A 26,424-nucleotide genomic window follows, 5' to 3' on the forward strand; every position below is an offset into this window, starting at 1 on the left:
TGCATAAACTTGATATTCATACTCATAAAAGAAAAGGGAACCTATGAGTCTGGAATCGGTCAAAGCGTTCTTTTCGGAGAAGGCACCGGAAATCGATATTATTGAATTACCAACCAGCACAGCGACAGTCGCACTTGCTGCTGAGGCGCATGGCGTGCAACCGGGGCAGATCGCGAAGACATTATCGTTTACGGCAAGAGACCAGACCATTCTCATCGTTACGCGTGGCGATGCGCGTATTGATAACCGCAAGTTTAAACATCACTTCGGAAGCAAGCCACGCATGCTGGACGCGGAAAGCGTGGTAAGCGAAACAAGCCATCCAGTCGGCGGGGTATGTCCGTTTGGTTTACCAAGCGCCCTGCCTGTTTATTGCGACTTGTCGCTCAAAAGCTTTGAGGAAGTTGTACCCGCAGCAGGCGCAACAAACAGCGCTGTGAGAATAGCTCCGCAAAAAATGGCCGAACTCGTTTCGGCGCAATGGATTGATGTTTGTCAGTCGACCGACATTGATTTGAATACGTGATCGCGATGACGTGATAAAAAGAAGTGTTTTTTTGCCCTTTAAAGGTGATAAATCACTTCATATATTTTAAGAATAGTTCTAAAGTGGAATCGAAATAAACGCACGCGCTTGGCACATACGCTCAAAAGCTAACCATCTACGGTTAACCCGCGGGGTATGTGACGTAACAAAAGCAGAGCTCTTGAATGGGAAAGTCCCTGTCATAAAGTTCGAGGATGTGCTGAAAGGAATAATAAATGCGTCTTACTCGTCAGACGAATTATGCCATTCGCATGCTTATGTATTGTGCCGCCAATGACGGCAAATTGAGTCGTGTTCCGGAAATCGCCCGCTCTTATGGCGTATCCGAACTCTTTCTTTTTAAGATTTTGCAGCCGCTTGTGGAACATAAGCTGGTTGAAACCGTGCGCGGTCGCAATGGTGGTGTCCGCCTTGGACGTGCGGCAAAAGATATTTCACTATTCGACGTTGTACGCGTGACAGAAGAAAACTTCGCCATGGCTGAGTGTTTTGAGAACGACGCCACGGAATGTCCGCTCGTTGATAGCTGCGGTTTGAACTCAGCTCTGCGTGAGGCGCTTAATGCATTCTTCGGCGTTTTGATGAAGTACAGCATCGACGACCTCGTAAAGGCTCGGCCGAATGTTCGTGCTTTGCTTGGCCTTGACGAAGATCTTGAAGTTGAGCGCGTAGCCAGCTGATTTTTAACAATGAGAAGAATTGAAAAAGGCAGAGAACCGACCTGGTTCTCTGCCTTTTATTTTACGATTTAGATCAGAGCGACGCAGCGTAGGCCGATTGCGGCAACACAAATGGAACGCCTTGTGCCGGTGGGACACCGACCCGCAGCGTGCATTCATAGACCCGTTCAAGCCGATCATCGGTCAGGGCATCTTGCGGCGTGCCGATCGTATCAAGCCTGCCCTTATGCATGACGGCAATGCTATCGGCGAACATGGCGGTAAGATTGAGATCATGAAGAATGGCAATGACGCCACCGCCTGCTGCCGCAAAATCGCGTGCAATTTCCATCACCGTGATCTGATGTTTTATGTCGAGGCTGGAAATTGGTTCATCTAAAAACAAATAGCGGGGTTGCCCATCCACGACGGGCTTCCACACCTGACACAAGACGCGAGCCAGCTGAACGCGTTGCTGTTCACCACCAGATAATTCTTGATAAAGCCGACCGCTGAAGCCAGCGAGATCGACCTTTTCCAATGCGAGATCTGGCAGTTTTTCCTGTTCCGGACCGGTCACGCCGCTAAATCCGCCTGTCAGACCAATATGTACGATTTCACGAACTGTAAACGGAAACGACAAGGCACTTGCTTGCGGAAGCACGGCACGTCGTGCTGCCATACGCCATGGTTTAATGCTGCTAAAATCCTCGCCATCCAGATATGCGGATCCAGTATAAGCGATATCGCCCGACAGTGCGCGCAACAATGTCGTTTTGCCCGAACCATTCGGACCAACGATGGCTGTCACCTCGCCGGGACACGCAACAAAATTGACATCCTCGATGATCGACTTTTTGCCAATCGAAACGCTTAAGTTTTTAGTTTCAATCATCTCGCGCCTCACAGGTCCAGAACGCCGCGCTGACGCAGCAATATCCAGAGGAAGAAGGGAGCGCCACAAACTGCTGTAATAATGCCAATAGGCAATTCAGCGGGCGCAACAATGGTACGGCTGACCGCATCGGCCAGCAACAGCATGATCGCACCGAGCAGTGCTGCTGCAGGCAGTAAATAGCGATGATCGGGGCCAATGCTCAAACGCAGCATGTGCGGTACAACGATACCAATAAAGCCAATGCCACCCGATATTGCGACAGTAGCACCAGTAGCAGCTGCCACTGTCACGATAGCCACATTTTTAATACGTTGAACGGGAATGCCAAGGTGCCCCGCAGCCGCCTCCCCCAATGCAAGCGCATTTAGACCACGTGCAAGAAACGGCGTAGCAAACAGGACAACCATAATAATCGGGCCGGCGGTTCCAATCTTGCCCCACGTAGCGCCCGCAAGTGAGCCTAGCCCCCAGAAGGTCAGATCACGCAACTGACGATCATCGGAAATATAGACAAGAGCACCAGTCGCAGCGCCCGTCAGCGCGCCAAGCGCAATACCGGCAAGCAACATTGTGGCGACGGACGTACGACCGCGTCGCGTCGCAACGCGATAAAGCACAAGCGTGGTGATCAATCCGCCAACAAATGCAGCCAATGGCAGCGCATAAAGCCCGAGCAACATGTAAAGAGGTGCAAGCGTCGTACCACCGAGAACAATCATCGAAACGGCACCCAAGCTGGCACCAGCCGAAACACCCACAAGGCCCGGATCAGCGAGTGGGTTGCGAAACAATCCCTGCATCACAGCACCTGAAACAGCAAGCGACGCGCCCACCAAGATGCCTATGATGATGCGCGGCAAACGTATTTCCATAATGATCAGATGATCGCGCCTGAAAGCGTCGGCACTTTCCTGTGTACCGAAGACATATTCACGCAGAACAGTCATAACCGATGCATCTGAAGCACCCGCAGTAAGACTGAAAAGCGCAGTCACGCAAAGGGCTATCGCAAGAACAACGATAGCAAGGCGTGCACGGGCTGAACGATCACCGACATGGTTATCGGCGGCTTGATCACGCACAACAAAGCCCCCGGGTTTTGCCGTGCGGTCATGGCTGGTCATTTCTCTATGTCCTTATTGCGCGTTTCCGCGATATGCCTGCCCGTATTTAAACGTAGCAGGCACTATTCTTAGTTTGCAGCCTGCTTGCCATAGAGCTTTTCAGACAATTCACGGCTGGCAGCGCCAGTACGTGGACCAAAGCCAAGCAGATAGAGCGAGTCCATCTGAACAATGTTACCGCTGCGGCCCGCAGGCGAATTGGCCAAAGCGGGATTTTTCAGAAGGTCTTCTTTCTGAACGCTGTCTTTACCGATGTTCATCGTCAAGATCAGATCAGGCGCCGCCTTTTCAACGGCTTCATCTGTCAGCTGCTTATAACCCTGATATGAATCAATGGCATTTACACCGCCCGCAAGCGTGATGATGCCATTGGCACCAGTACCAGTTCCAGACGCCATGATGCGTCCTTCCTGTGCAGACATAATGAAGAGCACACGCTTACGCGGGTTCTGATTGGCCGAAATCTTCTCAGCCGCTTCAAGATCACGCGAGACATCTGCTGCGAGTTCTTTGGCCTTGTCTTCAAGACCAAGCGCTTTACCGACAGCATCAATCTTGGCAATAACCCCCTCGCCCGTAAAGGCTTCCGGGACCATAACAATGGGAACAGATGCCTTCTTGAGAACTTCCAGAGTTTCCGGCGGGCCACTGCCTTCCGACATCAAAATGCCAGTCGGATTGACCGAAAGAACGCCTTCCGGTGAAAGACGACGCATATAGCCAACATCAACCAGTTCACGCGCTTGTTCAGGATAGGTGCTGGTTTGATCACGTGCGACGAGCTTATCGCCCGCGCCTAACGCATAGACGATTTCCGTCACAGCACCACCGACAGAGACGATCCGCGATGTATCCCCAAGTTTCTCAACTGTATCCGCTTTTGCAAACCCGCTAAAAGCAACGGTCGTAGCGAGAACAGCCAAAGCCGTATAGCGACCGACGCGAGAACCAATCATTGACATTTTTGTACCCTTCACATGCATATTCCGGAAATGGAAACCATCTCCGGAATGCGCATTAAAACAAAGACTTAAATCCTGTTGAAGTTAAGCAGCAGACGATTGTGGCAAACGAGGAAGATTTTCTGCGATCATGCGCCAATCAGCGAGTTCAGCCTCACCTTCATGACGTTCGCCAAAGAACTGGATAATCATCTCACCATTGGCATCGTATGCTTCAAGCGAAGTTACATGACCGTCCTTCGTAGGCTTACGCACAACCCAAGCATCAGCGATGTGATCCGCACGCAGATGAAGATGGAAAGTTGGATCAAGAACATTGAGCCATGGGCCCATGGTCTTAATTTCCGCAATCTTACCCGTGTGTATCTGAATGCAACCGCGACTTCCGACGAAACACATGATCGGAATCTGTTCCTGCACCACATGGTTCATCATGGCTTCAACTGCTGACAGATCAACGCGCCATGCAAAATCCTGACCCGCAAGATGCACAGCCTGATGACGGTCGACGCCGAAATCTTTCAGGAGGCCGATAAATTGGTGAACATCGGTGAGTGCACCCCAGCGTTCGCGGAACGCATCGCCATCAACAGTTGAAACATCAGCTTTCTCAGCTTTGGCAGCGATTGGCTTTGTTTCAATCGCAGGCGTCTGATCATCAAGAAGCAACTCAGCGACAAGCTGCTCATAGACTTCCAGATTGGATGCAGGGCGCAAATGGATCTTATGAACCGCTTCACCCGAAGCATCAAAAAACTGAAGGCTACGACGAATATGTTCGCCATCCGGCTTTGCGACAGCAAAACCATGCACCCAGTGCTTTGGGAAGATGCGAAGATCAATTTCTTTGCCGAGTGTCAGCGATGCATGTGGACCCCATATCGTTTTCTCGAATGGGCCAATCTTTTCATGCACAGCGCTTTCATTGCGCGTCAGCGCCATGACTTCGCCAAGCGAAGGCGCATGTTTAAGCAGAGTTTCCACATCGGCACGGATGCGGCGAGCAGAAATTGAGCTTTCAGCATCTACACCTGTGTAAGCCGCAATAAAATCGGCTTCTGATATCCCGAGGCTTTGCGCAAAATCGCGTTCGCGCATTTTCGGGTTATCTGCCCGTGCCTTGAGTATTTGCTCTGGGGAGGGCTTGGTCTGGGTCGTCATCTTTTGTTGCCTACTTGTTAAGGATGAGCTTGCCTTGACGGGTGATTTTCAAACGATAGAGAGAGCCGCCGTGCTCTATCGCCACTTCACGTGAGCCGTTGAAGAGTTCACGGCTGCCATAAGTTTTGAGCTGCGATTCATAAGACTGTTCAGAAGTGTGCGATTTAACCTGTCCGGTCGCATCAAGACGCGACTGGAGTTCGGGCATGCGGCTGGAGACGCGCTCACGCGGCAACCGCACCTGCATGTCGATATGGATTCGCCTGTTCATTTCACTGCCTCTGCACCAGTTATGGAGCCGTTTTTGTTAACTGACCTAGTCCCAACAAATCATTAGTTGACATCATAAGTCATGTTTAATAATCACTGCCTTACTGGATTAATCGAGTCAAGTTTAATTCTCTTTTTTTCCAGAGCAAGCCCGAAGGTTCTCCTTCCAGCCAGCGCCACCACTTCCCTCGGGATGGGAAGAGAATAACCTATTGAGATAATTAATTTTCTCGCGCCCAAGCGGCTGCGAGAATTTTCTGTGGCCTTCAGGAGAATTCAGGCAATGCGGGTAATAAACGGGGAATATAAGCGGTCATTTCTAGCGAGCACAGGCTTAGCAGTGATCCTTACAACAATGGTATCAGGCGCCTATGCGCAGCAACAAGCTGCTGCAAGCGACGCCGATGGCGTTGAGTTGAAAACAATTACAATTCAGAACCCAACTGCAACCAAAGGCGATGCCCCATATTCAACGCCTGCTGCAGTCAGTGCGGTTTCAAAAGAAGAAATTAATCGTCATGGAGATGTAAAACTCGATGACTTGCTTCGCGATGTTCCGGGTACATTTACACGCATCAACGGCTCCCAACCCGGTGTTGCTGTAAATATTCGCGGCTTCGAAGGCTCTGGACGCGTCAATACAATGATTGACGGCGTTCGCCAGAATTTCCGTTTTACAGGTCATGAAGCTTCTGGTTTTACATATGTAGATTCTAATCTTCTCGCAGATATTGATGTGAGCAGAGGCGCAGTTACTGGCCTTGGCGGTGGTGGTCTCGCCGGCAGCGTCAACCTTCGCACGTTGGGCGTTGATGACATTGTGCGCCCAGGCCAGCAGTATGGTGTTTTAGGTAGAGCTTCATGGGGCAGTAACGGCGTTGGATTCTCGGAGATGATCGCAGGTGGTGCCCGCGTCAATTCGATGGGCATTGCAGGAGCGATCAGCCATAGGGATTCCGATAACTATAAAAATGGCGATGGCATTGAGCAGAATAATACTGGGCAAAAGCTGACGTCTGGTCTTATTAAAACTGAGTTCGGCTTTGGTGAAGATCATAAACTGTCTTTAGGTGGCGTCCTCTATAACAACGATTTCGGTGCCAATTCGTATAACCAAACGATCAAGAACCAAACGCTCACAGCCAATTACAGCTATAATCCAGCAGATAACGATCTGATCGATTTTCATCTCAATGGTTATTACAACCGTCTTGATATGAACTATTTTGAAAATTTGAGTGGATCATGGAGCGCGACAACAAGTGGTCGCGAAATTAGAGACACAGGCCTCGGTTTCGATATATCCAACACTTCACGCTTTAACGTCAACGAAGTTGCCGTTAAATGGAACTATGGCGTTGAATATTTCCGCGATAAAGTGACTGGAGAAAAAACCGGCGTTAATCCTGACAATGGGCGTAGCACAACTGGCGCGGTCTTTTCTGATACGACCTTATCATACGGAATTGCTGACCTGACTGTCGGTTTGCGTTATAACTTCTACAGTCTTGAAGGTGATGCAACTGACGGCACCTCTCTTGTTGACAAGTCGTTTAACGCGCTTGACCCGCGTATTACGCTCGCAGTCAATGCAACAAGCTGGCTACAGCCCTATGTGACATATTCACATTCAATGCGTAGTCCAACTCTTCAGGAAACGATGGTTGGTGGCGTGCATCCAGGCAGCACTCAGGTCGGTTTTCGCGCAAATCCAGCCTTAGAGCCTGAAAAGCAGAGAGGCTGGGAAATTGGCGCGAATATTCGCAAAGACGACCTATTGACTGCAGGTGACAGCCTGAGAATTAAAGCCAACTACTATAACATGAACGTGGAAAACTACATTGTAAGCACCGGCTACAATGGCTGCAATCCATTCGGCCCGAACTGCCAGACATGGTACACAAATGTTGATGGGGATTCACGTGTACAGGGCGTAGAACTTCAGGCAGCTTATGATGCGGGATTTGCATTCGCTGGCGTAACATACACCTACACCAAAGCCGACTTACCTCCAATTATGCCTGGACTGGGTGCAAGCCAGTATCTTCCAGACAACATTTTCTCTTTGTCAGGTGGCGCTCGTTTCCTCGAACGTAAGCTTACCGTCGGCGGACGCTACAGCTACGTTTCAACGGGAGAAGTTGCAGGTTACACAGGTGTTACGACAACAGATAAAAGTTATGGGCTCGTCGACATCTTCGCAAACTATAAGTTTACTGAGAATGTTGATCTGACGCTCAAAGTAAACAACCTTTTCGACAAGACTTACACGCCATTCCTCAGCACATCTGGATCAGGTCAGGGACGTACATTCCTCGTCGCAACACAGTTCCAGTTCTAAAAAATTCGGGAGGCCTAAGCCTCCCGAACATCAATCGTCGTGTCTACGAAGTCCACTCATCTCTGACCGCTGTGGTGGTCTTCATATCCCGAGATACGACGCGGCGAGTGCGGTCCCTACCACTGCACTCGCCGGAACTTTATCAGGACTTACCACACCATCTGTGCAATTGTCCTGCGACCAATTTGTAGCCAGTCCCTCTTTGAAAGTAAGGATCAGCAATGTTCATCGCAATGAACCGCTTCAAGGTAATTGTCGGCAATGAAGCCGAATTCGAAACCGTTTGGCGCAGCCGTGACTCGCAACTGTCAGAGTTGCCAGGCTTTGAAAGCTTCCATCTTCTGCGCGGCGCAACGAATGAGGAAGAAGGCTATACGCTTTATTCCTCGCACACCGTTTGGAAAACGCGGGACGATTTCGTGTTCTGGACGAAATCTGAACAGTTCCGCAACGCGCATCGCAATGCCGGCAACACCAAGCCGCTTTATGCTGGCCCACCTCAGTTCGAGGGATTCGAGGCCGTCGAAGGCATCTAAACGGCTTCAAAAGCTAGTTTTCCACACGATGCGGCGAAATAGCGCATAATTTCAAAACAGGGCTAAAACGGCCCTGTTTTTCTTTATGTAAAAGTCTAATTCGCGTTTAAAGATGGGCGGTTAACTCATATTTAGAATAATTCTAAGTTATTGATTTTTAGAACGTTTCAAAAACATAAAATTTGACACAATGGCCCACATCCAGCCATAACCTGACTGAAACTGGTGGGTTTTTAAAGACTTACCTAAGACTACCTTTGATGTTCGGGCCTTTAACCCCTGCGATTGGAGGAACCTTTGTTCGGTTCAGAATGGCATAATGCCAATATTGAAGTAAATTCGTGCGTGTATTCCGCAGATTTCAATGTTGACCACAACAACGAACAAAGAATCTCACTCCGTCTTGTGAATTTTTTACAATCACAGAGCATTGCAGATGCTGGAGTTACTTTTGAATGCTAGTCTGCAGCTGCAACGTTATTACACAAAAAGATATTGAGGCCGTTGTCACGCAACTTCTTGATGAAGATTGCTGGCGTTTAATCGTGCCTGGAACCGTCTTCAATGCCATCTCCAAGAGCGGCCGCTGCTGTGGCTGCTTCCCAAATGTCGTAGAAACGATCATAAGGGTGACCGAAGAATATCATCTTCGTCACAATCAAATGGACGAAAACGTGATCCTGTTTATGGATCGTGTACGTTCTCTACGAGACAAATTCGGGAGTTCTTGGAATGAAAGGCGAACCAAAGGTCATCGAGCGGCTTAACGAGGCACTGTTTCTCGAACTGGGCGCTGTAAACCAGTATTGGTTGCACTATCGTTTGCTTAACGATTGGGGTTTCACGCGTCTTGCTAAGAAAGAACGCGAAGAATCCATCGAAGAAATGCAGCATGCGGACAAAATCATCGACCGCATTATCTTCCTTGAAGGCCATCCAAACCTTCAGACGCTCGCGCCATTGCGCATTGGCGAGAACGTCAAGGAAGTCCTCGAAGCTGACCTTGCTGGCGAGTATGACGCACGCGCTTCCTATAAGAAGTCACGCGAAATCTGCGACGAACTCGGCGATTATGTTTCCAAGCAGCTTTTTGATCAGCTTCTCGCTGATGAAGAAGGTCACATCGACTTCCTCGAAACGCAGCTTGAACTGCTCGGCAAGATTGGCGAAGAACGCTACGGCTTGCTCAATGCAGCCCCTGCTGACGCAGCTGAATAATTAAAAATACATTTTAAAAAAGGGCGCTCTAAGCGCCCTTTTTTATTCTTTGCTTGCAGCTTATTGCGGCAGTTTATCGTCTACGCCTTCGACGTAGAAGTTCAGACCGAGCAAGGTCTTGTCGTCAGCCTGTTCGCCTTCTTTGAGCCAGACGGAGCCGTCCTGCTTCTTGATAGGACCAGTGAAGGGCTTGAACTCACCAGACTTGATCTTAGCTTCGGTTTCTTCAGCCAGTTTCTTAACGTCATCAGGCATATTGGTGTAAGGCGCCATTTTAACGAGGCCTTCTTTCATGCCCCACCAGATGTTCTGGCTTTCCCATTTACCATCGAGAACAGCTTTAGCGCGGTCGATGTAATATGGACCCCAATCGTCAACGATCGCGGTGAGCTGAGTTTCTGGACCAAACTTGATCATGTCCGAAGCCTGACCGAATGCCTTGATACCACGCTCATGTGCAACCTGGATCGGTGCAGTTGAGTCGGTGTGCTGGGTCAGAATGTCGACACCCTGATCAACGAGAGCCTTGGCGGCATCAGCTTCTTTGCCCGGATCAAACCACGAGTTTACCCAGATAACCTTGACCTTGAAATCAGGATTGACTGACTGTGCACCGAGAATGAAGGAATTGATGCCCTGCACAACTTCCGGCACAGGAACTGAAGCAATGTAACCTGCAACGCCTTTTTCCGACAGCTTAGCTGCGATCTGGCCCTGAATATAACGACCTTCATAGAAGCGCGCGTTGTAAGCTGAAACATTGTCGGCGGTCTTGTAACCGGTGGCATGTTCAAACTTCACGTCCGGATATTTAGCAGCAACCTTGATGGTTGGGTCCATGTAACCGAAAGAAGTCGTGAAGATCAGCTTGTTGCCTGCACGGGCAAGGCGCTCAATCGAACGCTCAGCATCCGCACCTTCTGGCACGTTTTCCAGGAACGTCGTTTCGACCTTATCGCCAAGAGCTTCGATCATTTCCTTACGTGCAACGTCATGCTGATAAGTCCAGCCGAAGTCGCCCGGAGGTCCGATATAGATGAAGCCAACTTTCAGCTTGTCTTCTGCATGAGCCGCTCCGCCAAGCATAAAGCTGGCTGCGGTGGCAATCGCCAACAGCGTCTTTTTCATGTTCCCTGCACTCCTTGTTATCACCCTCAAAACAAAACGGCAGGCCGTGGGAGCCGGACCGCCGTTCAGAACTCGTATCTATCTGTCCGGCACAAAAGGTTTGCCGAGCGACGCAGGTGTGTTCATCATCGTCAAACGTCTGTTGCGCGAGATGATAACCAACACCACGATGGTCGCGATATAGGGCAAAGCCGACAGGAACTGTGACGGAAGACCAAAACCAAGCGCCTGCGCATGAAGCTGACCAATGGTCACGGCACCAAACAGATAAGCGCCGATCAACACGCGCCAAGGACGCCATGAAGCGAAAACCACAAGCGCAAGTGCAATCCAGCCGCGCCCTGCCGACATATTCTCAACCCATTGCGGCACATAAACCAGTGAAAGCTGTGCACCGGCAAGCCCCGCACAGGCACCGCCAAAAAGTACCGCCAGATAACGTGTGCGCACAACATGCACACCCAGCGCATGGGCTGAGCCGTGATTGTCACCGATAGCGCGCAATTGCAGCCCTGCCCGGGTGCGGAACAGAAACCAAGTTACACCAATGACGAGAAGAATGGAGATGTAAAATATCGGGTCCTGACCGAACAGGAAGCGACCGACATAAGGAATATCGGTGAGATACGGGATGCTGATTTCATCAAGCTGCACACCCGGCATACCGACAAAACTTTCGCCAAGCATAGCAGATGCGCCGATACCAAGAATGGTGAGTGCCAGACCCGTTGCAACCTGATTGGTAACAAGCGTTAGTGTCAGAAATGCAAATATGCCGGAAAACGCCATCCCTACAAAAATGGCAGCAATCATGCCAAGCCATGCCGAGCCAGTGAATTGTGCAGCGGCAAAGCCTGAAACAGCACCCATGAGCATCATACCTTCGACGCCAAGATTGAGTACGCCGGAGCGTTCAACAACGAGTTCTCCAATGGCTGCAATCAGCAACGGCGTTGCAGCAGTCGCAATGGTGAGAAGGATTGCCTGTGTCAAATCCATTGATCAGGCCTTTCCTGCTGCGCGTCCGCCAATAAAGCGAATGCGATAATGAATGAGTGTGTCGCAAGCGAGCACAAAAAACAGGATCATGCCCTGAAACACCCGCGCAGACTTTTCGGATATACCGATGGAAACCTGTGCAGCCTCGCCGCCCAGATAGGAAAGCGCCAGCACAAATCCCGCCGCAATCGCGCCAATTGGGTTGAGCCTACCAAGGAAGGCGACAATAATGGCCGTAAAACCATATCCCGGTGAGATGACGGGGCGAAGCTGGCCAATAGCGCCGGATGTTTCAGCAATGCCAGCAAGACCTGCCAGCGCGCCCGAAACTGCGAAAACGAAAAACACAAGCTTGCCACGACTAAAGCCTGCAAAGCGCCCTGCCCGAGGGCTTTGGCCTATGACTTTGATCTCAAAGCCTTTCAGCGTTTTGGCAAGCAAAAACCAAACGACGAGTGCAGCAACAATTGCAAAGATAAAGCCCCAATGGGCACGGCCTGATGCACTCCAGATTTCTGGCAGTACAGCGCTTGCATTAAACTGGCGCGTTTCCGGGAAATTATAGCCTTCCGGATTGCGCCAAGGTCCACGTACCAGCCAATCGAGAAAAAGCTGGGCTACATAAACGAGCATCAGACTGGTCAGGATTTCATTGGTATTGAAGCGGACTTTCAACAAAGCCGGGATCGACGCATATGCAGCGCCACCAGCCATGCCCATCAGCATCATCAAAGGCAGCACAATCCACATCTGGAGATCGGGAAACATAACGGGCAAGATCGAACCAGTGACTGCGCCAATGATGAACTGGCCTTCCGCACCAATATTCCAGTTGTTGGACTGGAAGCAGACGCACAGCCCGACCGCGATCAAAATAAGCGGCGTCGCCTTAACCAGTAACTCATGCCACGACCAGATATCAAACAGCGGTTCGACAAAGAAAACGTAGAGCGCATGAAGCGGGTCTTTGCCCATCAGCGCAAAGGCAATACCACCAAAAACCAGTGTCAGCGCCAAAGCCAGCAAAGGCGAAACGGCGCTAAAGATTTTTGAAGGCTGCGGACGTTTTACGAGTTCAAAACGCATCATGCTGCCCCCGCCTGATCCGAGCCGGAAACGCCGCCCATCAGCAGGCCAATCTTTTCCAGCGTTACGTCTGCGATAGGCATTGGATCGGAAAGCGAACCATGGTTCATGACAGCGATACGATCACTGATTTCAAGCAGTTCATCCAAATCCTGACTAATCACAAGTACGGCTGAACCCGAGCGGGCGAGATCAACAAGCGCTTGACGAATATGCGCCGCAGCACCCGCATCAACACCCCATGTTGGCTGATTAACAATCAACACCGATGGAGAACGATCCAGCTCGCGCCCGATAATAAATTTCTGCAAATTACCGCCGGACAAGGCGGAGGCTGGCGGGTTTTCTGCACTCTTGCGCACATCCATCGTCTTGATGATGCGCTGTGCCGCTGAGCGCAGCGCGCTTTCAGCAATGAGCTTCAGCTTGCCGCCGCGCATGAAGGCTTTGGCATCAGTTTTATAACGCGAAAGGAAGAGATTATCGGTCAATGAGAGAGCCGGAACAGCACCATGTCCCAAACGTTCTTCCGGCACAAAGGCAGCACCCATCATTCGGCGTTCGCTGATGCCGAGCTTGCCTGCATCCCTGCCGCGAATGCGCACAGCAGATGCAGATGATTGCAGAACCTCGCCAGAAATGGCTTCAAAAAACTCGCCCTGCCCATTGCCAGCAACGCCCGCAATACCGACAACTTCACCAGCTTTGATGCCAAGCGAAATATCATTGAGTGCAGTTGAGAAAGGACCACGCGGCGCTTGCGACAGATTTCTTATCTCAAAAAGCGGTGACGCGGGTTGTTCAACAGCTTCAATCGGACTGCGCGCCACGACTTTAATATCATTGCCGACCATCATGCGGGCCAGTGACGCCGCAGTTTCCTGTCGCGGATCACAATGTGCGACGACTTTGCCATGACGCAGCACAGTGGCGCGATCACAAAGCCGCTTCACCTCTTCCAGACGATGGCTGATATAGAGGATTGACTTGCCTTCTGCCTTCAAACGCTCAAGCGTTTCAAACAGACGATCAGCTTCCTGCGGTGTCAGAACCGATGTAGGTTCATCAAGGATAATGAGGTTTGGCTCTTGCAGCAGACAGCGCACAATCTCAATGCGCTGGCGTTCACCGACAGAAAGATCACCGACATGGGCCTGCGGATCGATGGGAAGACCGTAGGCCTGCCCCACATCGCGCGCACGTTTGGCAACTTCAGGAAGCGACAAAGAGCCGTCCAAAGAAAGCGCAATATTCTCGGCAGCCGTGAGCGAGTCAAACAGCGAAAAATGTTGGAAAACCATACCAATGCCAAGTTTCCTTGCCATTGCGGGTTCGGTAATCGTAACGCGCTCACCCTTCCAGACGATTTCGCCTTCAAGTGGCTGTAGCGCACCAAACAGCATCTTTACAAAGGTCGATTTTCCCGCACCATTCTCACCCAGAAGCGCGTGAATTTCCCCTTCCGCGATAACCAGATCAACGGCGTCACAGGCCCGAAGCTGACCAAATACTTTGGTGAGCCGGCGGACATCCAAAAGAGGTCGGTCGGTTGAAAGCGTTGACATTATTCCCCGAGCTTATTTTTGGATAACCTTATCCAGCAAGGTCACACTTGAAAAGCTAAAAAGAAAACGGCGGAGGACATATGCACACCGCCGTTATAATTGCGAACTGAATAAAGACCTAAGGCAGGAGGATACTCGCACCCGTCGTCTTACGGGCTTCGAGGTCTTCATGGGCCTTACGCACATCTTTCAGCGCATAAGATTGATTGATTTCGATCTTGACGGCACCACTGGCAACGACGTCAAACAGATCCTTGGCTGTTTTTTCAAGATCAGCGCGCTTTGCCACATAATTGAACAGCGTCGGGCGGGTCGCGAAGAGTGAACCCTTTTGCGCCAATAGGTTAAGATCAAAAGCTGGTATAATCCCGGATGACTGACCGAAACAAGCAAACATGCCAAGCGGTTTCAGCACATCGAGCGACCCCATATAGGTATCGCGACCAACTGAGTCATAGACGACGTCTACGCCCTCGCCGCCGGTCAGTTCTCGGACGCGTTCGACAAAGTTTTCCGTACGGTAATTGATCACATGGTCATAGCCATGCGCTTTAGCCAGCGCGACTTTCTCCTCGGAACCGGCAGTGCCGATAACTGTCGCTCCAAGATGTTTAGCCCATTGACCCGCAATTAGCCCCACGCCACCGGCTGCGGCATGGAAGAGAATTGTATTTCCCGGCTTCACAACAAAAGTCTGCCGCAGAAGATACTGCGCCGTCATGCCTTTCAGCATCATTGCGGCAGCAGTTTTCAATTCAATGCCATCCGGCACCTTCACGAGCCTGTCAGCAGGAAGAATGCGCTCATCCGCATAAGAGCCCGATGTGGCGGCATAGGCAACGCGGTCACCCAATTTGAGATTTTCAACGCCGGAGCCGATGGCAACAACAGTGCCAGCGCCTTCATTGCCAGGCGTGAACGGCATCTGAGCCGCCTTATAAAGCCCTGTGCGGAAATACACGTCGATGAAGTTAAGCCCTATCGCCTCATGGCACACCTTAACTTCGCCAGCGCCCGGTTCACCAATTTCGATCTGTTCGTATTTCAGAACTTCTGGACCGCCGGTCTGATGAACCCGAATAGCATTGATCATGATCTAGCCTCTCTTCTTCGCTTCAGCAGCCTGTTCAGCCGCAATGACAGCAGCAGTACGACCCAGATTAGGGAAGAACTGCATGATTGCGCCGATGAAGTAGATGTAAAGTCCCGTCACTGTGATGCCGACGCGCACCCAAAGCGGTGCATCGAGCGTATAATAAAGGCCCGCTGCGCCAAAGGCGCACCACAGTAAAAAGATCGTCAGATTAAGCGGGCGCAGACGCACCACTCGCACCGGGTGCAAAAAACTGATTGGCAAGAACGAAAGAATTGCCGACAGAACAACAATGGCAAAAGCCTCCCATTCGCCCGGACGAACGATGAAAAGCGTAAACACCACCATATTCCAGACAACGGGAAACCCCTTGAAGAAGTTTTCCTTCGTCTTCATGCCCGTATCGGCATAATAAATTGCGCTGGTGATAACGATGATCGCGCCGGATATGAAGGATAGGTTGGTCCCCATAAACCCGCTTTGATAAAGCGCAAAGGCAGGTATTAGAACGTAAGTCACATAATCGATGATGTTATCAAGCAGTTCGCCTGACCAGTTGGGCAACACATACTTGACTTCAAGCTTACGCGCGATCGGCCCATCAATGCCATCCACGAACAGCGCCAATCCCAACCACCACCACATAGCGGTATAACGACCATCGCTTGCAGCGACGATAGACAAAAAGGCCAGAAATGATCCCGATGCAGTAAGCAGATGCACGGAAAATGCCTTAGCCTGCGGTGCCGTCACTTTCTTGGCTTTTAATTTTCCGGTCAGTTTGCTTTTCACGCCGCTCGCCATTTCTCTTGATCGCCATCCCACACGCCAAAACAGCAGGAGAGGGCAAATAAGACTTTCAGGCTCAAAGCCATTGAAAGCCATACTCTGTTAAAAAAGCTTTCCCCGAATAAGGCCAAAAGCGCAAGTAAGTGATGAGACAAAACCGCCCTCATTCCACCAAAGATTGGGTTTTAGTAGTCGCGGCAATGGCGTTTGACGCTCACTTGGGATTAAATGAACATAAATACGATGCGATAAGAATCGCTTTGGACCGAAGCTTTTCGGTCAGGGATAGAGCATTATGAACGATCTAATTGTCGATAAGCCCCTCACTGAAATCACGGTCAGCGGCGGCGGCCCTGCCGGAATGATGGCGGCACTTGCACTTAGCGCCAAAGGCTATCGCACAGCATTGCTCGGCCCTGAAACAGACATAAACGACCGCCGTACAACGGCGCTTATGATGCCGGCCATCCGCTTTCTTGAAGACATCGGCGTGTGGGAAGATATCGCCCCGGTCGCTGCTCCCCTCGCATCAATGCGTATCGTTGACGCAACAAAGCGGCTTATTCGCAGCCCAACGGTCACGTTTCGCGCGGGCGAAATTGATGAAGTCGCATTCGGTTACAATATCCCAAATGCAGCGCTCAACCAGAAGCTCTCTGACGCTGTTGCGAGAAATTCAAACATCACGCGGATAACGAACACAGCGATTGAATATCGCAATAACGATGATCACATAACCATCACGCTTGCAGGTGGAGATACACTACATACGCGATTAGTCGTCGCCGCTGATGGACGAAATTCTGCAGCACGCGAAGCTGCAGCTATTCGCACTCGCCGCTGGAGCTATCCGCAGACAGCGGTCGTGCTTTCTTTTGCACATGAAATCGAACACGAAAATATCTCGACCGAGTTTCATACCGAAGAAGGACCATTCACGCAGGTTCCACTCAAGGGAAAGCGTTCAAGTCTCGTCTGGGTCGTTAACCCAGAGCGGGCAGAAGCACTGCTCGCTCTTGATGAAAACATCCTTGCTCAACGCATTGAAGACATGATGCAATTCATGCTTGGCAAGATCACAATTGATGTTCAACCTCAAGCGTGGCCGCTATCCGGTATGGTGCCTCTCTCATTCGCGGCAAAGCGCACCATTCTAATCGGTGAAGCAGCACATGTCTTTCCGCCTATCGGCGCACAAGGGCTTAATCTTGGAACGCGCGATGTCGAGATGCTCGTTAAAGCTATTGCAAGCGATCCTTCCGACCCAGGTTCAGATCGCGTGATCCGCGCTTATGATCGTGGTCGCCGTCCAGATATTCTGGCACGTACTGGTTCAGTCGACGCACTCAACCGTTCTCTATTGTCTGCCATGCTACCCGCACAAATTGCTCGCGGTGTAGGCTTGGAGATGCTGCGTTCGTTTGCTCCTCTTCGTGCGTTCTTTATGCGCGAAGGTTTGCGGCCCGGTAGCGGATTTTCCAAATTTCTACCGCAGTTTCCGAAACTATCTGATCGCGGAAGCCACGCAAAAAAGTAGCCAATCGCTTTAAAATTCGATCCTGAAATCTCCCGCAGCTTTATTTTCGCGAGCGGTGAACTACATATGTCTTATGAGTATGGCACAGATAAAACACGCTAAGTTTCAGATCGGACAGGTTGTCAAACATCGTCTGTTTCCCTTCCGCGGGATCATTTTTGACGTTGATCCTGAATTTGCGAACACGGAAGAATGGTACGAGTCCATTCCAGAAGAAACGCGTCCGCACCGCGATCAGCCATTCTATCATTTGCTGGCAGAAAATTCAGAGTCCGAATATACGGCCTATGTTTCCGAGCAAAACCTTGTGCCGGACTTTAGTGATGAACCTCTGCGTCATCCGCAAATCAGCGAAATGTTTGATAAGCTCGAAAATGGCTCTTATCGCGTCAAGCTTCACGCAAACTGAGACACATAAAAAACTGACAAACAAAAAGGGCGCTTAAAGCGCCCTTTTTTATTCTCGCATGTTGCGCTGCTTAGTTAGCTGCGCCTTTTGCCTTGGCCTGTTCAGCCTTCATCTTTTCTTCGAATTCCTTCTGGCGCTTTGCAACAGCGTCCTGAAGTTCCTTCTGGCGTTCTTCAAGTTCAGACTGCTTAAGGCCTGGACCAGTAAGCGCTGCCGAGAAACCGGTCAGTGCAACAGGAATCGGGTTCTGCTTGTTCTGGTAGTTAACCGAAGTCAGCGTAACCTTAGTGCCCTTCTTAAGCGCATTGATCAGCTCGTCCGAAAGTGGTGCTTCCGCAATGCAGCGATCTGGGAAGCAAATGCCATATTCAAGCTTGGTTGGCTTGGCATTGTCGATCTGAAGACCAACACCCGCAGGAATCAAGCGACCGATTGGCACGGTAACCTGAAAAATCTTACGGTTAATCTTACCCTTGATCTCGATGAGGTTGACAGCGGTCAGCAACTGGCCGGAGTCAGCAGTGATAATGTTCTGCGTGTTGCAGATATCATTGTCTTCCTGCTTCGAGCAAACTTTGAACCAGCCCTGTGGCGGCTGCTGCTGTGCGGCTGCAGGCATCGTCGCAGAAGCAAGCAGGGCGAACGCGCCGGCAAATGCAGATGCGGCAGCGATTGTCTTCGTGCTGGTCATGATCAACAGTTTCCTTCCAAGGCTTTGATCTTCCGGTCTCTGGTTTGAGTCAGCGATAGACCGTCACTGATTTGAAAATGCGGCAACAGCGTGACCTCTGGGATTTAACATCCCAATCCGAGGCCGTGTTACAACGACTTCTCACATGAATCCAGATGGTCGTATGCAATCAAAGAGCAAAATACGACATATTTTTTGTTTTAATCTGCACTGTCACGCGCCAGACACGCTCTTAATCCGCACAAGTTCAAGGTTCATGCTAATTTCGCCATACGAATCAAATGTAAGTTCTCACACTTATTTACAATGAACCAATTAAGTTGAACGAGGACGCGAGAAAGTTGACTGAATTGTTTGCTCTTTTCCGCACCACGGCTTTGGCGAGCCTGATCGGCATTTTTACAGCGATGGCTCCCACGCATGCACAAACTAATGCCGCGCCAGACTATGCACTTTCAATGCATGGTGATGTGGCCCTGCCCGCTGACTTTACGCATTTCCCATACGCCAACCCCGATGCGCCCAAAGGCGGAACGCTCAGAATGGGCGTTGTTGGCACTTTCGATAGCCTCAATCCATTTGTGCTGAAAAGTATGCGCACGACAGCTCGCGGCTTGTTTGGTGATCAGGACTTTGGCAATCTTGTCTATGAAACGCTGATGCAGCGCTCCCGCGATGAACCTTTCACACTTTATGGATTGTTGGCGGAGAAGGTTACAGTTGACCCTGAACGCAAATGGGTTGAGTTCACACTAAATCCAAAAGCCAAATGGTCTGATGGTGAGCCTGTCACTGTAGATGACGTGCTCTTCACATATGATATTCTAACTGAAAAGGGCCGCCCTCCCTTCAACAATCGCATGAGCCGCATCGACAAGATTGAAAAGACCGGTGAACGCTCGGTGCGATTTAACTTTAATGAGCAATCTGATCGCGAGTTTCCGATGCTGATTGCCGGAACGATGCCGGTTCTGCCAAAGCACGCCATTGATCCGGCTACCTTTGGCAATTCCACGCTTAAGCCACCGGTTGGCAGCGGACCCTATATTGTGACGAGCGTCCAACCCGGCCAGCGGATCATCTACAAACAAAACCCCGGTTATTGGGGTAAAGACCTGCCGGTTCGGCGTGGCTTCGATAATTTCGATACATTCAGCATCGAATATTATCGCAATGAGACAGCGCTATTTGAGTCTTTCAAAAAGGGGCTTCTTGACGTTTTCATTGATGCCAACCCAACCCGCTGGGAAAAATCCTATAATTTCCCCGCCGTGGCACATGGCAAAGTCGTTAAGGAGAATTTTGAAAAAGGCACACCAGCAAACATGCTGGGGTTCGTCTTCAACACGCGACGCCCGGTGTTTGAAGATCCACGTGTCAGACAAGCACTCGGCCTTCTGTTTGATTTCGAATGGGCTAACCGAAATCTCTTTGCAGATCAGTACAAGCGATTGCAAAGCTTCTGGGAAGGTTCGGAACTGTCATCCATTGGCAAGCCTGCCGATGCGCGTGAACGTGAATTGCTTGCCCCTTATCCAAAAGCGGTGCGCAACGATGTCATGGAAGGCACTTGGCATCCGTCTACCACTGATGGCACAGGCCATGATCGCGGACCGGCCAAGCAGGCTTACGAGCTTCTAACGGAAGCTGGCTTTTCTTTCGAACACGGCAAGGCAATCGACCCGTCCGGCAAGCTGCTGCAGTTTGAAATCATGACGCGTTCGCCAGATGAGGAAAAAGTAGCGCTGGCCTATAAGCGCAATCTCGCACGTCTCGGCATTGCAGTGGAGATCAGAAGCGCTGACGATGCACAGTACCAGCAGCGGCTGCAAACCTTCGATTATGACATGATCCTTGGAGCTTTGACTGGCTCTCTGTCGCCTGGCAATGAGCAATGGCAGCGCTGGGGTTCTGCATCGCGTGATGCTCAAGGTAGCTTCAATTATCCGGGCGTTGCTGATCCAGCCGTGGATGCCATGATCGAAGCTATGCTCGCGGCGCGTGAGCGGGCAGATTTTGTCAGTGCCGTACGCGCACTCGACCGCATTCTGATCTCAGGAGATTATTACATTCCACTGTATTATCTGCCTTATCAGTGGGTTGCGCGTTGGGATCAGATCGGTCATCCGGAAAAGACATCACTCTACGGCTATCAATTACCGACATGGTGGAAACTCACCCCCTGAGACCGGTTGAACGCATTATAATTCACCCTACATCTTCAAAGTAAAATCTATGCAAGCGGGAGCGCTGCAATCCCGCTTGTCGAACGGAGCACCTTATGACCGGAAAAAAAATCACCATCGACGTTGTGTCTGATGTCGTCTGCCCGTGGTGTTTCGTAGGCAAGAAAAGACTTGAACAGGCACTTGAATTAGCACCTGAGGTTGATGCTGAAGTGCGCTGGCGTCCTTACCAGCTTGACCCTGCCATCCCGGCACAAGGCAAGGATCGTCAGGCCTATATGCGCGAAAAGTTCGGTACAGGTTCTAAGATCGATGACATTCACAAGCAACTTGTCGAACTGGGCGAAGAAAACGACATCGTTTTTGATTTTGAGGCAATAACGCGGGCGCCCAACACACTTGATGCACATCGCATAATCCATTGGGCTGCACAGGCTGGTTCGGGATTGCAAGACAAGCTGGTGGGCAGACTGTTCTCCCTCTATTTCGAGCAGGGGCAAGATATTGGCGACCACGATGTGCTTGTTGATGCTGCTGCAAGCGTCGGCATGGAAGCGCCAATCGTTGCTCGCCTCTTGCAAAGCGACGCCGATAAAGATGCGATCCGCGAAGAGATTGACACGGCAAACCGCATCGGCGTACGTGGCGTACCTTGCTTCATCATCGACCAGAAATATGCAGTCATGGGCGCGCAGTCGGCTTCGGCATTGGCCGATGCCATTAGACAGACAGCGGAAGGCTTTGAGCCTGGCATTTCCGAAGACCGCTGAACCCGAATAAGCAACGAAAAAGCCCGCGCATTCAGTCGGATGCGAGGGCTTTTTCTTTAATTATCAAGAATTTGCTTACATGCTTTCGTCTGATACGCGAACCAGTGTCCAGCATGGCTGCTTGGCAAATTCAAATTCCATATACTCGCCATTGTCGGTGCCTTTGATTACGACAATCTTATTGCCGTTTTCACCATCTTTGTACTCAGCCTGCTTTTTTCTTCCAGCCAATGTTTCAACATCTGGCATCACCGGCCATTCGACATCAACAAGCGGAACTTCGGTGCTGACCTTCTTTGGCTCAGGGTCAGCTTCCATATCCAAGCTCTCAAAGATGACGGTCTTTGCGGTATTGGCTTCCTGAATCGAAATATCGTGGCTGAAAGTTTTAACGAAATTCTCAATCGTCTCAACCTTACAATTCGGCGTAGTCAAAGCGAAAGCCGATTGAGAAACAAATACGAGTGCAGCAGCGGTGCAGGAAACGCGCAAAGCATTCTTTAGCATCAAAGTTCTCTCCGTTTAAACTTCAGAGCCGGGGAATGGCTCGGAACCCTCAGTGTTTAATAGCGAACTGTTTAGCTGTCGCTCGCAATCTTGGCCAGCTGAGTCATGATAACAGCAGAGCCGTTCAAACGTTTCTCCGGCGTTGCCCAATCGCGAATAAACACGATGCTCTGATCTGGCCGGATCTTGGCCATAGAACCGTGTTCACCGATCATTTTCACCAGTCCAACTGGATTGTTGAACGTCGCATTGCGGAACTGGATCACCACGCCCTTCGGGCCAGCATCCAGTTTTTCGACATTGGCGCGACGGCACAGGGCCTTAATGTAAACGATCTTGAGAAGGTGTTGCACTTCTTCCGGCATTGGGCCAAAACGGTCGATCAGCTCTGCACCAAAAGCATCAATGTCCTGCGGCTCTGCAAGATCGGCAAGGCGACGATAAAGCCCCAGACGCAATTGCAGATCCGGCACATAGGCTTCCGGGATCATCACGGCTGTACCGATTGCAATCTGCGGCGACCACTGGCTGTCTTCGACTTCAATTGTACCCTTAAGCGTAGCAACAGCTTCTTCCAGCATTTGCTGGTACAGTTCAAAGCCCACTTCCTTGATATGGCCCGACTGCTCCTGCCCCAGCAGATTACCCGCGCCGCGAATATCCATATCGTGGCTTGCAAGCTGGAAACCTGCACCGAGCGTATCCAGCGATTGCAGCACTTTCAGACGTCGTTCAGCGGTTGCCGTCAGCGTACGGCCAGCTGGCAGTGTAAACAAAGCAAAAGCACGCTGCTTCGAGCGGCCAACGCGCCCACGCAGCTGATAGAGCTGCGACAGGCCAAACATATCAGCGCGATGCACGATCATCGTATTGGCAGTCGGAATATCAAGGCCCGATTCCACAATTGTCGTGGACAAAAGCACATCATATTGCCCATCATAAAACGCGTTCATGATGTCGTCGAGTACACCCGGTGCCATCTGGCCATGCGCGACGGCAACTTTCAGCTCCGGCACATGGTCTTTCAGGAAGTCAGCAATCTCGCTCAAATCAGCAACACGCGGGCAGACATAGAAGCTTTGACCACCGCGATAGCGCTCGCGAAGCAATGTTTCGCGGATAACAAGCGGATCAAATGGCGAAACAAACGTGCGCACTGCCATACGATCAACGGGCGGCGTCGTAATCAGCGAAAGTTCACGCACACCAGTCAGCGCAAGCTGCAATGTGCGTGGAATTGGCGTGGCCGAAAGTGTGAGGACGTGAATATCCGACTTCAGTTCCTTGAGCCGTTCCTTATGCTTCACACCAAAATGCTGCTCTTCATCAATAATCAACAGGCCGAGATTTTTGATCTTGATCGAATTGCCGAGCAGCGCATGCGTGCCGACCACAATATCAACCGTACCGTCTTCAAGACCCTTCTTCGTAGCAGCCAGCTCTTTGGTGCCGACAAGACGCGATGCATGCGCAACATTGACCGGCAGACCATGGAAGCGCGTCGAGAAAGTCTTGAAATGCTGGCGTGACAGAAGCGTAGTTGGTACGACCACAGCCACCTGAAAGCCACTCAGCGCCGCAACAAATGCTGCGCGCAGTGCCACTTCTGTTTTACCAAAACCAACGTCGCCGCAAATGAGACGATCCATCGGTTTGCCGGCGCTAAGATCATCGCTGATGGCATCAATAGCGCGAAGCTGGTCCTCAGTTTCGTCATAAGGGAAACGCGCAGCAAACTCCGCATACAACCCTTCCGGCGGCTGCATGACCGGCGCGCCACGCATCTGCCGCTCGGCTGCAATCTGGATCAGATGACCAGCAATCTCAAGCAAACGCTTCTTGAGCTTGGCCTTGCGCATCTGCCATGCGCCACCACCAAGCTTGTCTAAAGTTGCTTCTGAGCCTTCTGAACCAAAGCGAGACAAAAGCTCGATATTTTCGACCGGCAGAAACAGACGATCATCGCCCGAATAATGAATTTCGAGACAGTCATGCGGTGCACCCGCCGCTGTGATTGTCTTAAGACCGATGAAACGACCGATACCGTGATCTACGTGAACGACGACATCACCGGCTGAAAGCGACGCAACTTCGGAAATGAAATCCTGATCGCGCTTGCGACGTTTGGAACGACGCACAAGGCGGTCACCAAGAATATCCTGTTCAGCAACAACGACCAGATCGCCCGCATCAAAGCCGCTTTCGACGGCCAGAACAGCAGCGGTGATCTTGTCACGCGACAGAGCCTTGACCATTGAGAGACGATCAACGGTTTCGATCTTCTCAAGGCCATGCTCGTCCAGCACCTGCAAAAGACGATCAAGCGAGCCTTCAGACCATGCGGCAATCAACACTTTTTTGCCTGCAACGCGCAGATCAGCGATGTATTTCACTGCCGCTTCAAACAGGTTCACATCGGTTGCAGCGCGCTCTTCCGCGAAGCTGCGCCCCTTATGCACATCTGCATGAACAACAGTGCGGCCAGCGACTTCTGGAGTACCGAATGGCGTCAAATCAATCCGCAAGCCACGGCTTGCGGCAATTGCTTCCACTTCTTTCGGAGTGAGATAAAGCGTTTCGGGCTTTACCGGCTTATAAGGCACGGCATCACTGCCCGGCTCTTTGCCTTCGGCCTGTCTCAGACGCGCTTCATAATGATCGACAACCATCGTGTGCCGTTCAGTCAGCGCTTCATGCACCAGATGATCGAACACCACCGGCATATCGCCCGCATGATCGAAAATGGTTTCTAGATTGTCGTAGAACAGCGGCAACCAATGTTCCATGCCTGCAAAGCGACGACCTTCGCTGATCGCCTGATACAGTGCGTCGTCGCGCTGCGGCGCGCCAAACATCGCCACATAATTCTTGCGGAAGCGGCTGATCATATCCGGTGAGAGCGAAATTTCGCTCATCGGCTGAAGCACGAATTCCTTACGCGCGCCCGTCGTGCGCTGCGACGCTGGATCAAATGCGCGGATTGTTTCAAGCGTATCGCCAAAGAAATCAAGCCGCAGCGGCTCTTCCGATCCCGGTGCATAAAGATCGAGAATGCCGCCGCGAACCGCATATTCACCAATGTCACGCACGGTCGATACACGTTCAAAACCGTTGCGCTCCAGCCGCGCACTCAAATCATTCATATTGAGCTGATTGCCGGGACGCGCTGAAATAACTTGCTCGGCAATTGCTGCCTGTGGTGGCAGCTTTTGCAGAATAGCATTCGCAGTTGTGATGATAACAGCTGGATGCGGTGAGGTTTTAAGAGAAGCCAGAGCGCCAAGTGCTGCGAGCCTGCGCGCAGATGCATCTGCCCCCGGCGAAACGCGATCATAGGGCAGACAATCCCATGCAGGCAGGTGCAAAACCGGCAAGTCAGGGGAAACGAAATTCAGCACTTGCTCTAAATCGGCAATGCGCTGACCATCACGGACTATATAGAGAACAGGCCCGCGTTCACCAATCTCCTCGACCAGACGTGCAAGACAAAAAGCTTCAAAACCATCGGCAACACCGTCGATGACGATATTCTTGCCAGTTTTAACGCCTGGACTGGTTTTAAGACCGAGTTTGCTGAATACGGGCATGGGCACTTATTCTCAGAATTCTATGCGGTCACGGAAAGCGATGATATCACGGAACAACGGCGTATCATGTTCTTCAGGCGTCGGGCTTTCGCCTGTTACCCACTTCAACAGATCGCGATCAAGCACTTCAAGAAGCTGTTCAAACTCATCAAGCTGCTCATCTGTGAACTCAGGAAGATACTGGTCTGCATATTGCCCGAGGATCAAATCCATCTCACGCATACCACGATGCCACGCGCGAAACAGAAGCTTGCGACGCCTTACATCAAGATTTCCTGCCGCAAGTGTGCTGCCAGTCATTGTTTGAGCGCTCCATTAACAAATATGTTGCCGGTATATAGCATCTCAGGCGCAAGTGGGA

The 26,424-nt window shown here is 51.0% G+C and carries 25 protein-coding genes; 10 read left to right on the forward strand and 15 right to left on the reverse strand.

The features are described from left to right. Positions 1 to 43 precede the first annotated feature (43 nt). Both J2782_RS10035 and rirA read left to right on the forward strand, forming a co-directional pair. On the forward strand, positions 44 to 526 hold the full coding sequence (locus J2782_RS10035) for a YbaK/EbsC family protein (RefSeq protein WP_310011947.1): 483 nt from the start codon (positions 44 to 46) through the stop codon (positions 524 to 526). Between the two features lie 236 nt (positions 527 to 762). Beyond that, entirely contained in the window at positions 763 to 1,227 is a 465-nt protein-coding gene (gene rirA / locus J2782_RS10040; RefSeq protein WP_310011949.1) for an iron-responsive transcriptional regulator RirA, read from the forward strand. A gap of 73 nt (positions 1,228 to 1,300) precedes the next feature. On the opposite strand, the gene J2782_RS10045 is transcribed toward rirA, so the two are convergent. From J2782_RS10045 to hemP, 5 genes are all read right to left on the reverse strand, one after another. Continuing rightward, positions 1,301 to 2,101, reverse strand: coding sequence for a heme ABC transporter ATP-binding protein (locus tag J2782_RS10045; RefSeq protein WP_310011951.1), 801 nt, complete (start codon positions 2,099 to 2,101; stop codon positions 1,301 to 1,303). Positions 2,102 to 2,109: 8 nt separating this feature from the next. Beyond that, entirely contained in the window at positions 2,110 to 3,228 is a 1,119-nt protein-coding gene (locus J2782_RS10050) for a FecCD family ABC transporter permease (RefSeq protein ID WP_310011953.1), read from the reverse strand. 68 nt (positions 3,229 to 3,296) lie between these two features. Further along, positions 3,297 to 4,190: a heme/hemin ABC transporter substrate-binding protein gene (locus J2782_RS10055; protein ID WP_310011956.1), complete on the reverse strand. Its 894-nt coding sequence runs from the start codon at positions 4,188 to 4,190 to the stop codon at positions 3,297 to 3,299. Between the two features lie 84 nt (positions 4,191 to 4,274). Further along, positions 4,275 to 5,351 (reverse strand): hemin-degrading factor, encoded by a 1,077-nt coding sequence (locus J2782_RS10060; RefSeq protein ID WP_310011958.1) that lies wholly within the window; start codon positions 5,349 to 5,351, stop codon positions 4,275 to 4,277. Positions 5,352 to 5,361: 10 nt separating this feature from the next. After that, complete coding sequence (hemP, locus tag J2782_RS10065) at positions 5,362 to 5,622, reverse strand: hemin uptake protein HemP (protein ID WP_310011960.1); 261 nt, start codon at positions 5,620 to 5,622, stop codon at positions 5,362 to 5,364. 282 nt (positions 5,623 to 5,904) lie between these two features. Between hemP and J2782_RS10070 the strand changes: the two genes are divergently transcribed. The 4 genes from J2782_RS10070 to bfr all read left to right on the forward strand — a co-directional run bounded on the left by J2782_RS10070 (position 5,905) and on the right by bfr (position 9,716). Further along, complete coding sequence (locus tag J2782_RS10070; RefSeq protein ID WP_310011963.1) at positions 5,905 to 7,962, forward strand: TonB-dependent receptor domain-containing protein; 2,058 nt, start codon at positions 5,905 to 5,907, stop codon at positions 7,960 to 7,962. 221 nt (positions 7,963 to 8,183) lie between these two features. After that, positions 8,184 to 8,498, forward strand: coding sequence for a heme-degrading protein HmuQ (hmuQ, locus tag J2782_RS10075; protein WP_310011965.1), 315 nt, complete (start codon positions 8,184 to 8,186; stop codon positions 8,496 to 8,498). A 455-nt stretch (positions 8,499 to 8,953) separates the two neighbouring features. Next, positions 8,954 to 9,265 (forward strand): (2Fe-2S)-binding protein, encoded by a 312-nt coding sequence (locus J2782_RS10080; protein ID WP_310011967.1) that lies wholly within the window; start codon positions 8,954 to 8,956, stop codon positions 9,263 to 9,265. Continuing rightward, complete coding sequence (gene bfr / locus J2782_RS10085; RefSeq protein WP_250042402.1) at positions 9,231 to 9,716, forward strand: bacterioferritin; 486 nt, start codon at positions 9,231 to 9,233, stop codon at positions 9,714 to 9,716. Before J2782_RS10080 ends, bfr begins: the two co-directional genes overlap by 35 nt. Before the next feature lie 60 nt (positions 9,717 to 9,776). Here the strand turns inward: bfr and J2782_RS10090 are convergent, their stop codons facing one another. The 6 genes from J2782_RS10090 to pcsA form a co-directional block, all read right to left on the reverse strand. Beyond that, positions 9,777 to 10,844, reverse strand: a complete 1,068-nt coding sequence (locus J2782_RS10090) for a BMP family ABC transporter substrate-binding protein (protein ID WP_310011969.1) — start codon at positions 10,842 to 10,844, stop codon at positions 9,777 to 9,779. Between the two features lie 78 nt (positions 10,845 to 10,922). Then, positions 10,923 to 11,843, reverse strand: coding sequence for an ABC transporter permease (locus J2782_RS10095; protein ID WP_310011972.1), 921 nt, complete (start codon positions 11,841 to 11,843; stop codon positions 10,923 to 10,925). 3 nt (positions 11,844 to 11,846) lie between these two features. Continuing rightward, positions 11,847 to 12,929, reverse strand: a complete 1,083-nt coding sequence (locus tag J2782_RS10100) for an ABC transporter permease (RefSeq protein ID WP_310012309.1) — start codon at positions 12,927 to 12,929, stop codon at positions 11,847 to 11,849. Next, positions 12,929 to 14,494 (reverse strand): ABC transporter ATP-binding protein, encoded by a 1,566-nt coding sequence (locus J2782_RS10105; RefSeq protein WP_310011973.1) that lies wholly within the window; start codon positions 14,492 to 14,494, stop codon positions 12,929 to 12,931. Before J2782_RS10105 ends, J2782_RS10100 begins: the two co-directional genes overlap by 1 nt. A gap of 118 nt (positions 14,495 to 14,612) precedes the next feature. Further along, the gene (locus J2782_RS10110; RefSeq protein WP_310011975.1) at positions 14,613 to 15,587 is read right to left on the reverse strand and encodes a quinone oxidoreductase family protein; all 975 of its coding nucleotides are present in this window, start codon (positions 15,585 to 15,587) and stop codon (positions 14,613 to 14,615) included. A 3-nt stretch (positions 15,588 to 15,590) separates the two neighbouring features. Beyond that, on the reverse strand, positions 15,591 to 16,391 hold the full coding sequence (gene pcsA / locus J2782_RS10115; RefSeq protein WP_310011977.1) for a phosphatidylcholine synthase: 801 nt from the start codon (positions 16,389 to 16,391) through the stop codon (positions 15,591 to 15,593). Between the two features lie 280 nt (positions 16,392 to 16,671). Here pcsA and J2782_RS10120 point away from each other — a divergent pair, with 280 nt between their 5' ends. Together J2782_RS10120 and hspQ are read left to right on the forward strand one after the other, a co-directional pair. Then, entirely contained in the window at positions 16,672 to 17,913 is a 1,242-nt protein-coding gene (locus J2782_RS10120; protein ID WP_310011980.1) for a UbiH/UbiF family hydroxylase, read from the forward strand. A gap of 73 nt (positions 17,914 to 17,986) precedes the next feature. Further along, positions 17,987 to 18,322, forward strand: coding sequence for a heat shock protein HspQ (gene hspQ / locus J2782_RS10125; RefSeq protein ID WP_310011982.1), 336 nt, complete (start codon positions 17,987 to 17,989; stop codon positions 18,320 to 18,322). A 70-nt stretch (positions 18,323 to 18,392) separates the two neighbouring features. Here hspQ and J2782_RS10130 read toward each other — a convergent pair whose 3' ends face one another. Next, positions 18,393 to 19,013 carry an invasion associated locus B family protein gene (locus J2782_RS10130; RefSeq protein ID WP_250042387.1) on the reverse strand — a complete coding sequence of 207 codons (621 nt, stop codon included), beginning with the start codon at positions 19,011 to 19,013 and terminating at the stop codon, positions 18,393 to 18,395. Between the two features lie 407 nt (positions 19,014 to 19,420). Between J2782_RS10130 and J2782_RS10135 the strand changes: the two genes are divergently transcribed. Together J2782_RS10135 and J2782_RS10140 are read left to right on the forward strand one after the other, a co-directional pair. Beyond that, positions 19,421 to 21,199, forward strand: coding sequence for an extracellular solute-binding protein (locus J2782_RS10135; RefSeq protein WP_310012311.1), 1,779 nt, complete (start codon positions 19,421 to 19,423; stop codon positions 21,197 to 21,199). Between the two features lie 95 nt (positions 21,200 to 21,294). Further along, positions 21,295 to 21,969, forward strand: coding sequence for a DsbA family oxidoreductase (locus J2782_RS10140; RefSeq protein WP_310011984.1), 675 nt, complete (start codon positions 21,295 to 21,297; stop codon positions 21,967 to 21,969). A 75-nt stretch (positions 21,970 to 22,044) separates the two neighbouring features. Here the strand turns inward: J2782_RS10140 and J2782_RS10145 are convergent, their stop codons facing one another. From J2782_RS10145 to J2782_RS10155, 3 genes are all read right to left on the reverse strand, one after another. Then, complete coding sequence (locus tag J2782_RS10145) at positions 22,045 to 22,476, reverse strand: hypothetical protein (protein ID WP_310011986.1); 432 nt, start codon at positions 22,474 to 22,476, stop codon at positions 22,045 to 22,047. A gap of 71 nt (positions 22,477 to 22,547) precedes the next feature. Continuing rightward, the gene (gene mfd, locus J2782_RS10150; protein ID WP_310011988.1) at positions 22,548 to 26,063 is read right to left on the reverse strand and encodes a transcription-repair coupling factor; all 3,516 of its coding nucleotides are present in this window, start codon (positions 26,061 to 26,063) and stop codon (positions 22,548 to 22,550) included. Between the two features lie 12 nt (positions 26,064 to 26,075). Next, positions 26,076 to 26,363: an FAD assembly factor SdhE gene (locus tag J2782_RS10155; protein ID WP_310011990.1), complete on the reverse strand. Its 288-nt coding sequence runs from the start codon at positions 26,361 to 26,363 to the stop codon at positions 26,076 to 26,078. Positions 26,364 to 26,424: the final 61 nt, after the last annotated feature.

The sequence above is a fragment of the Brucella pseudogrignonensis genome, assembly GCF_031454375.1.
GTDB classification, from domain to species: Bacteria; Pseudomonadota; Alphaproteobacteria; order Rhizobiales; family Rhizobiaceae; genus Brucella; species Brucella pseudogrignonensis_A.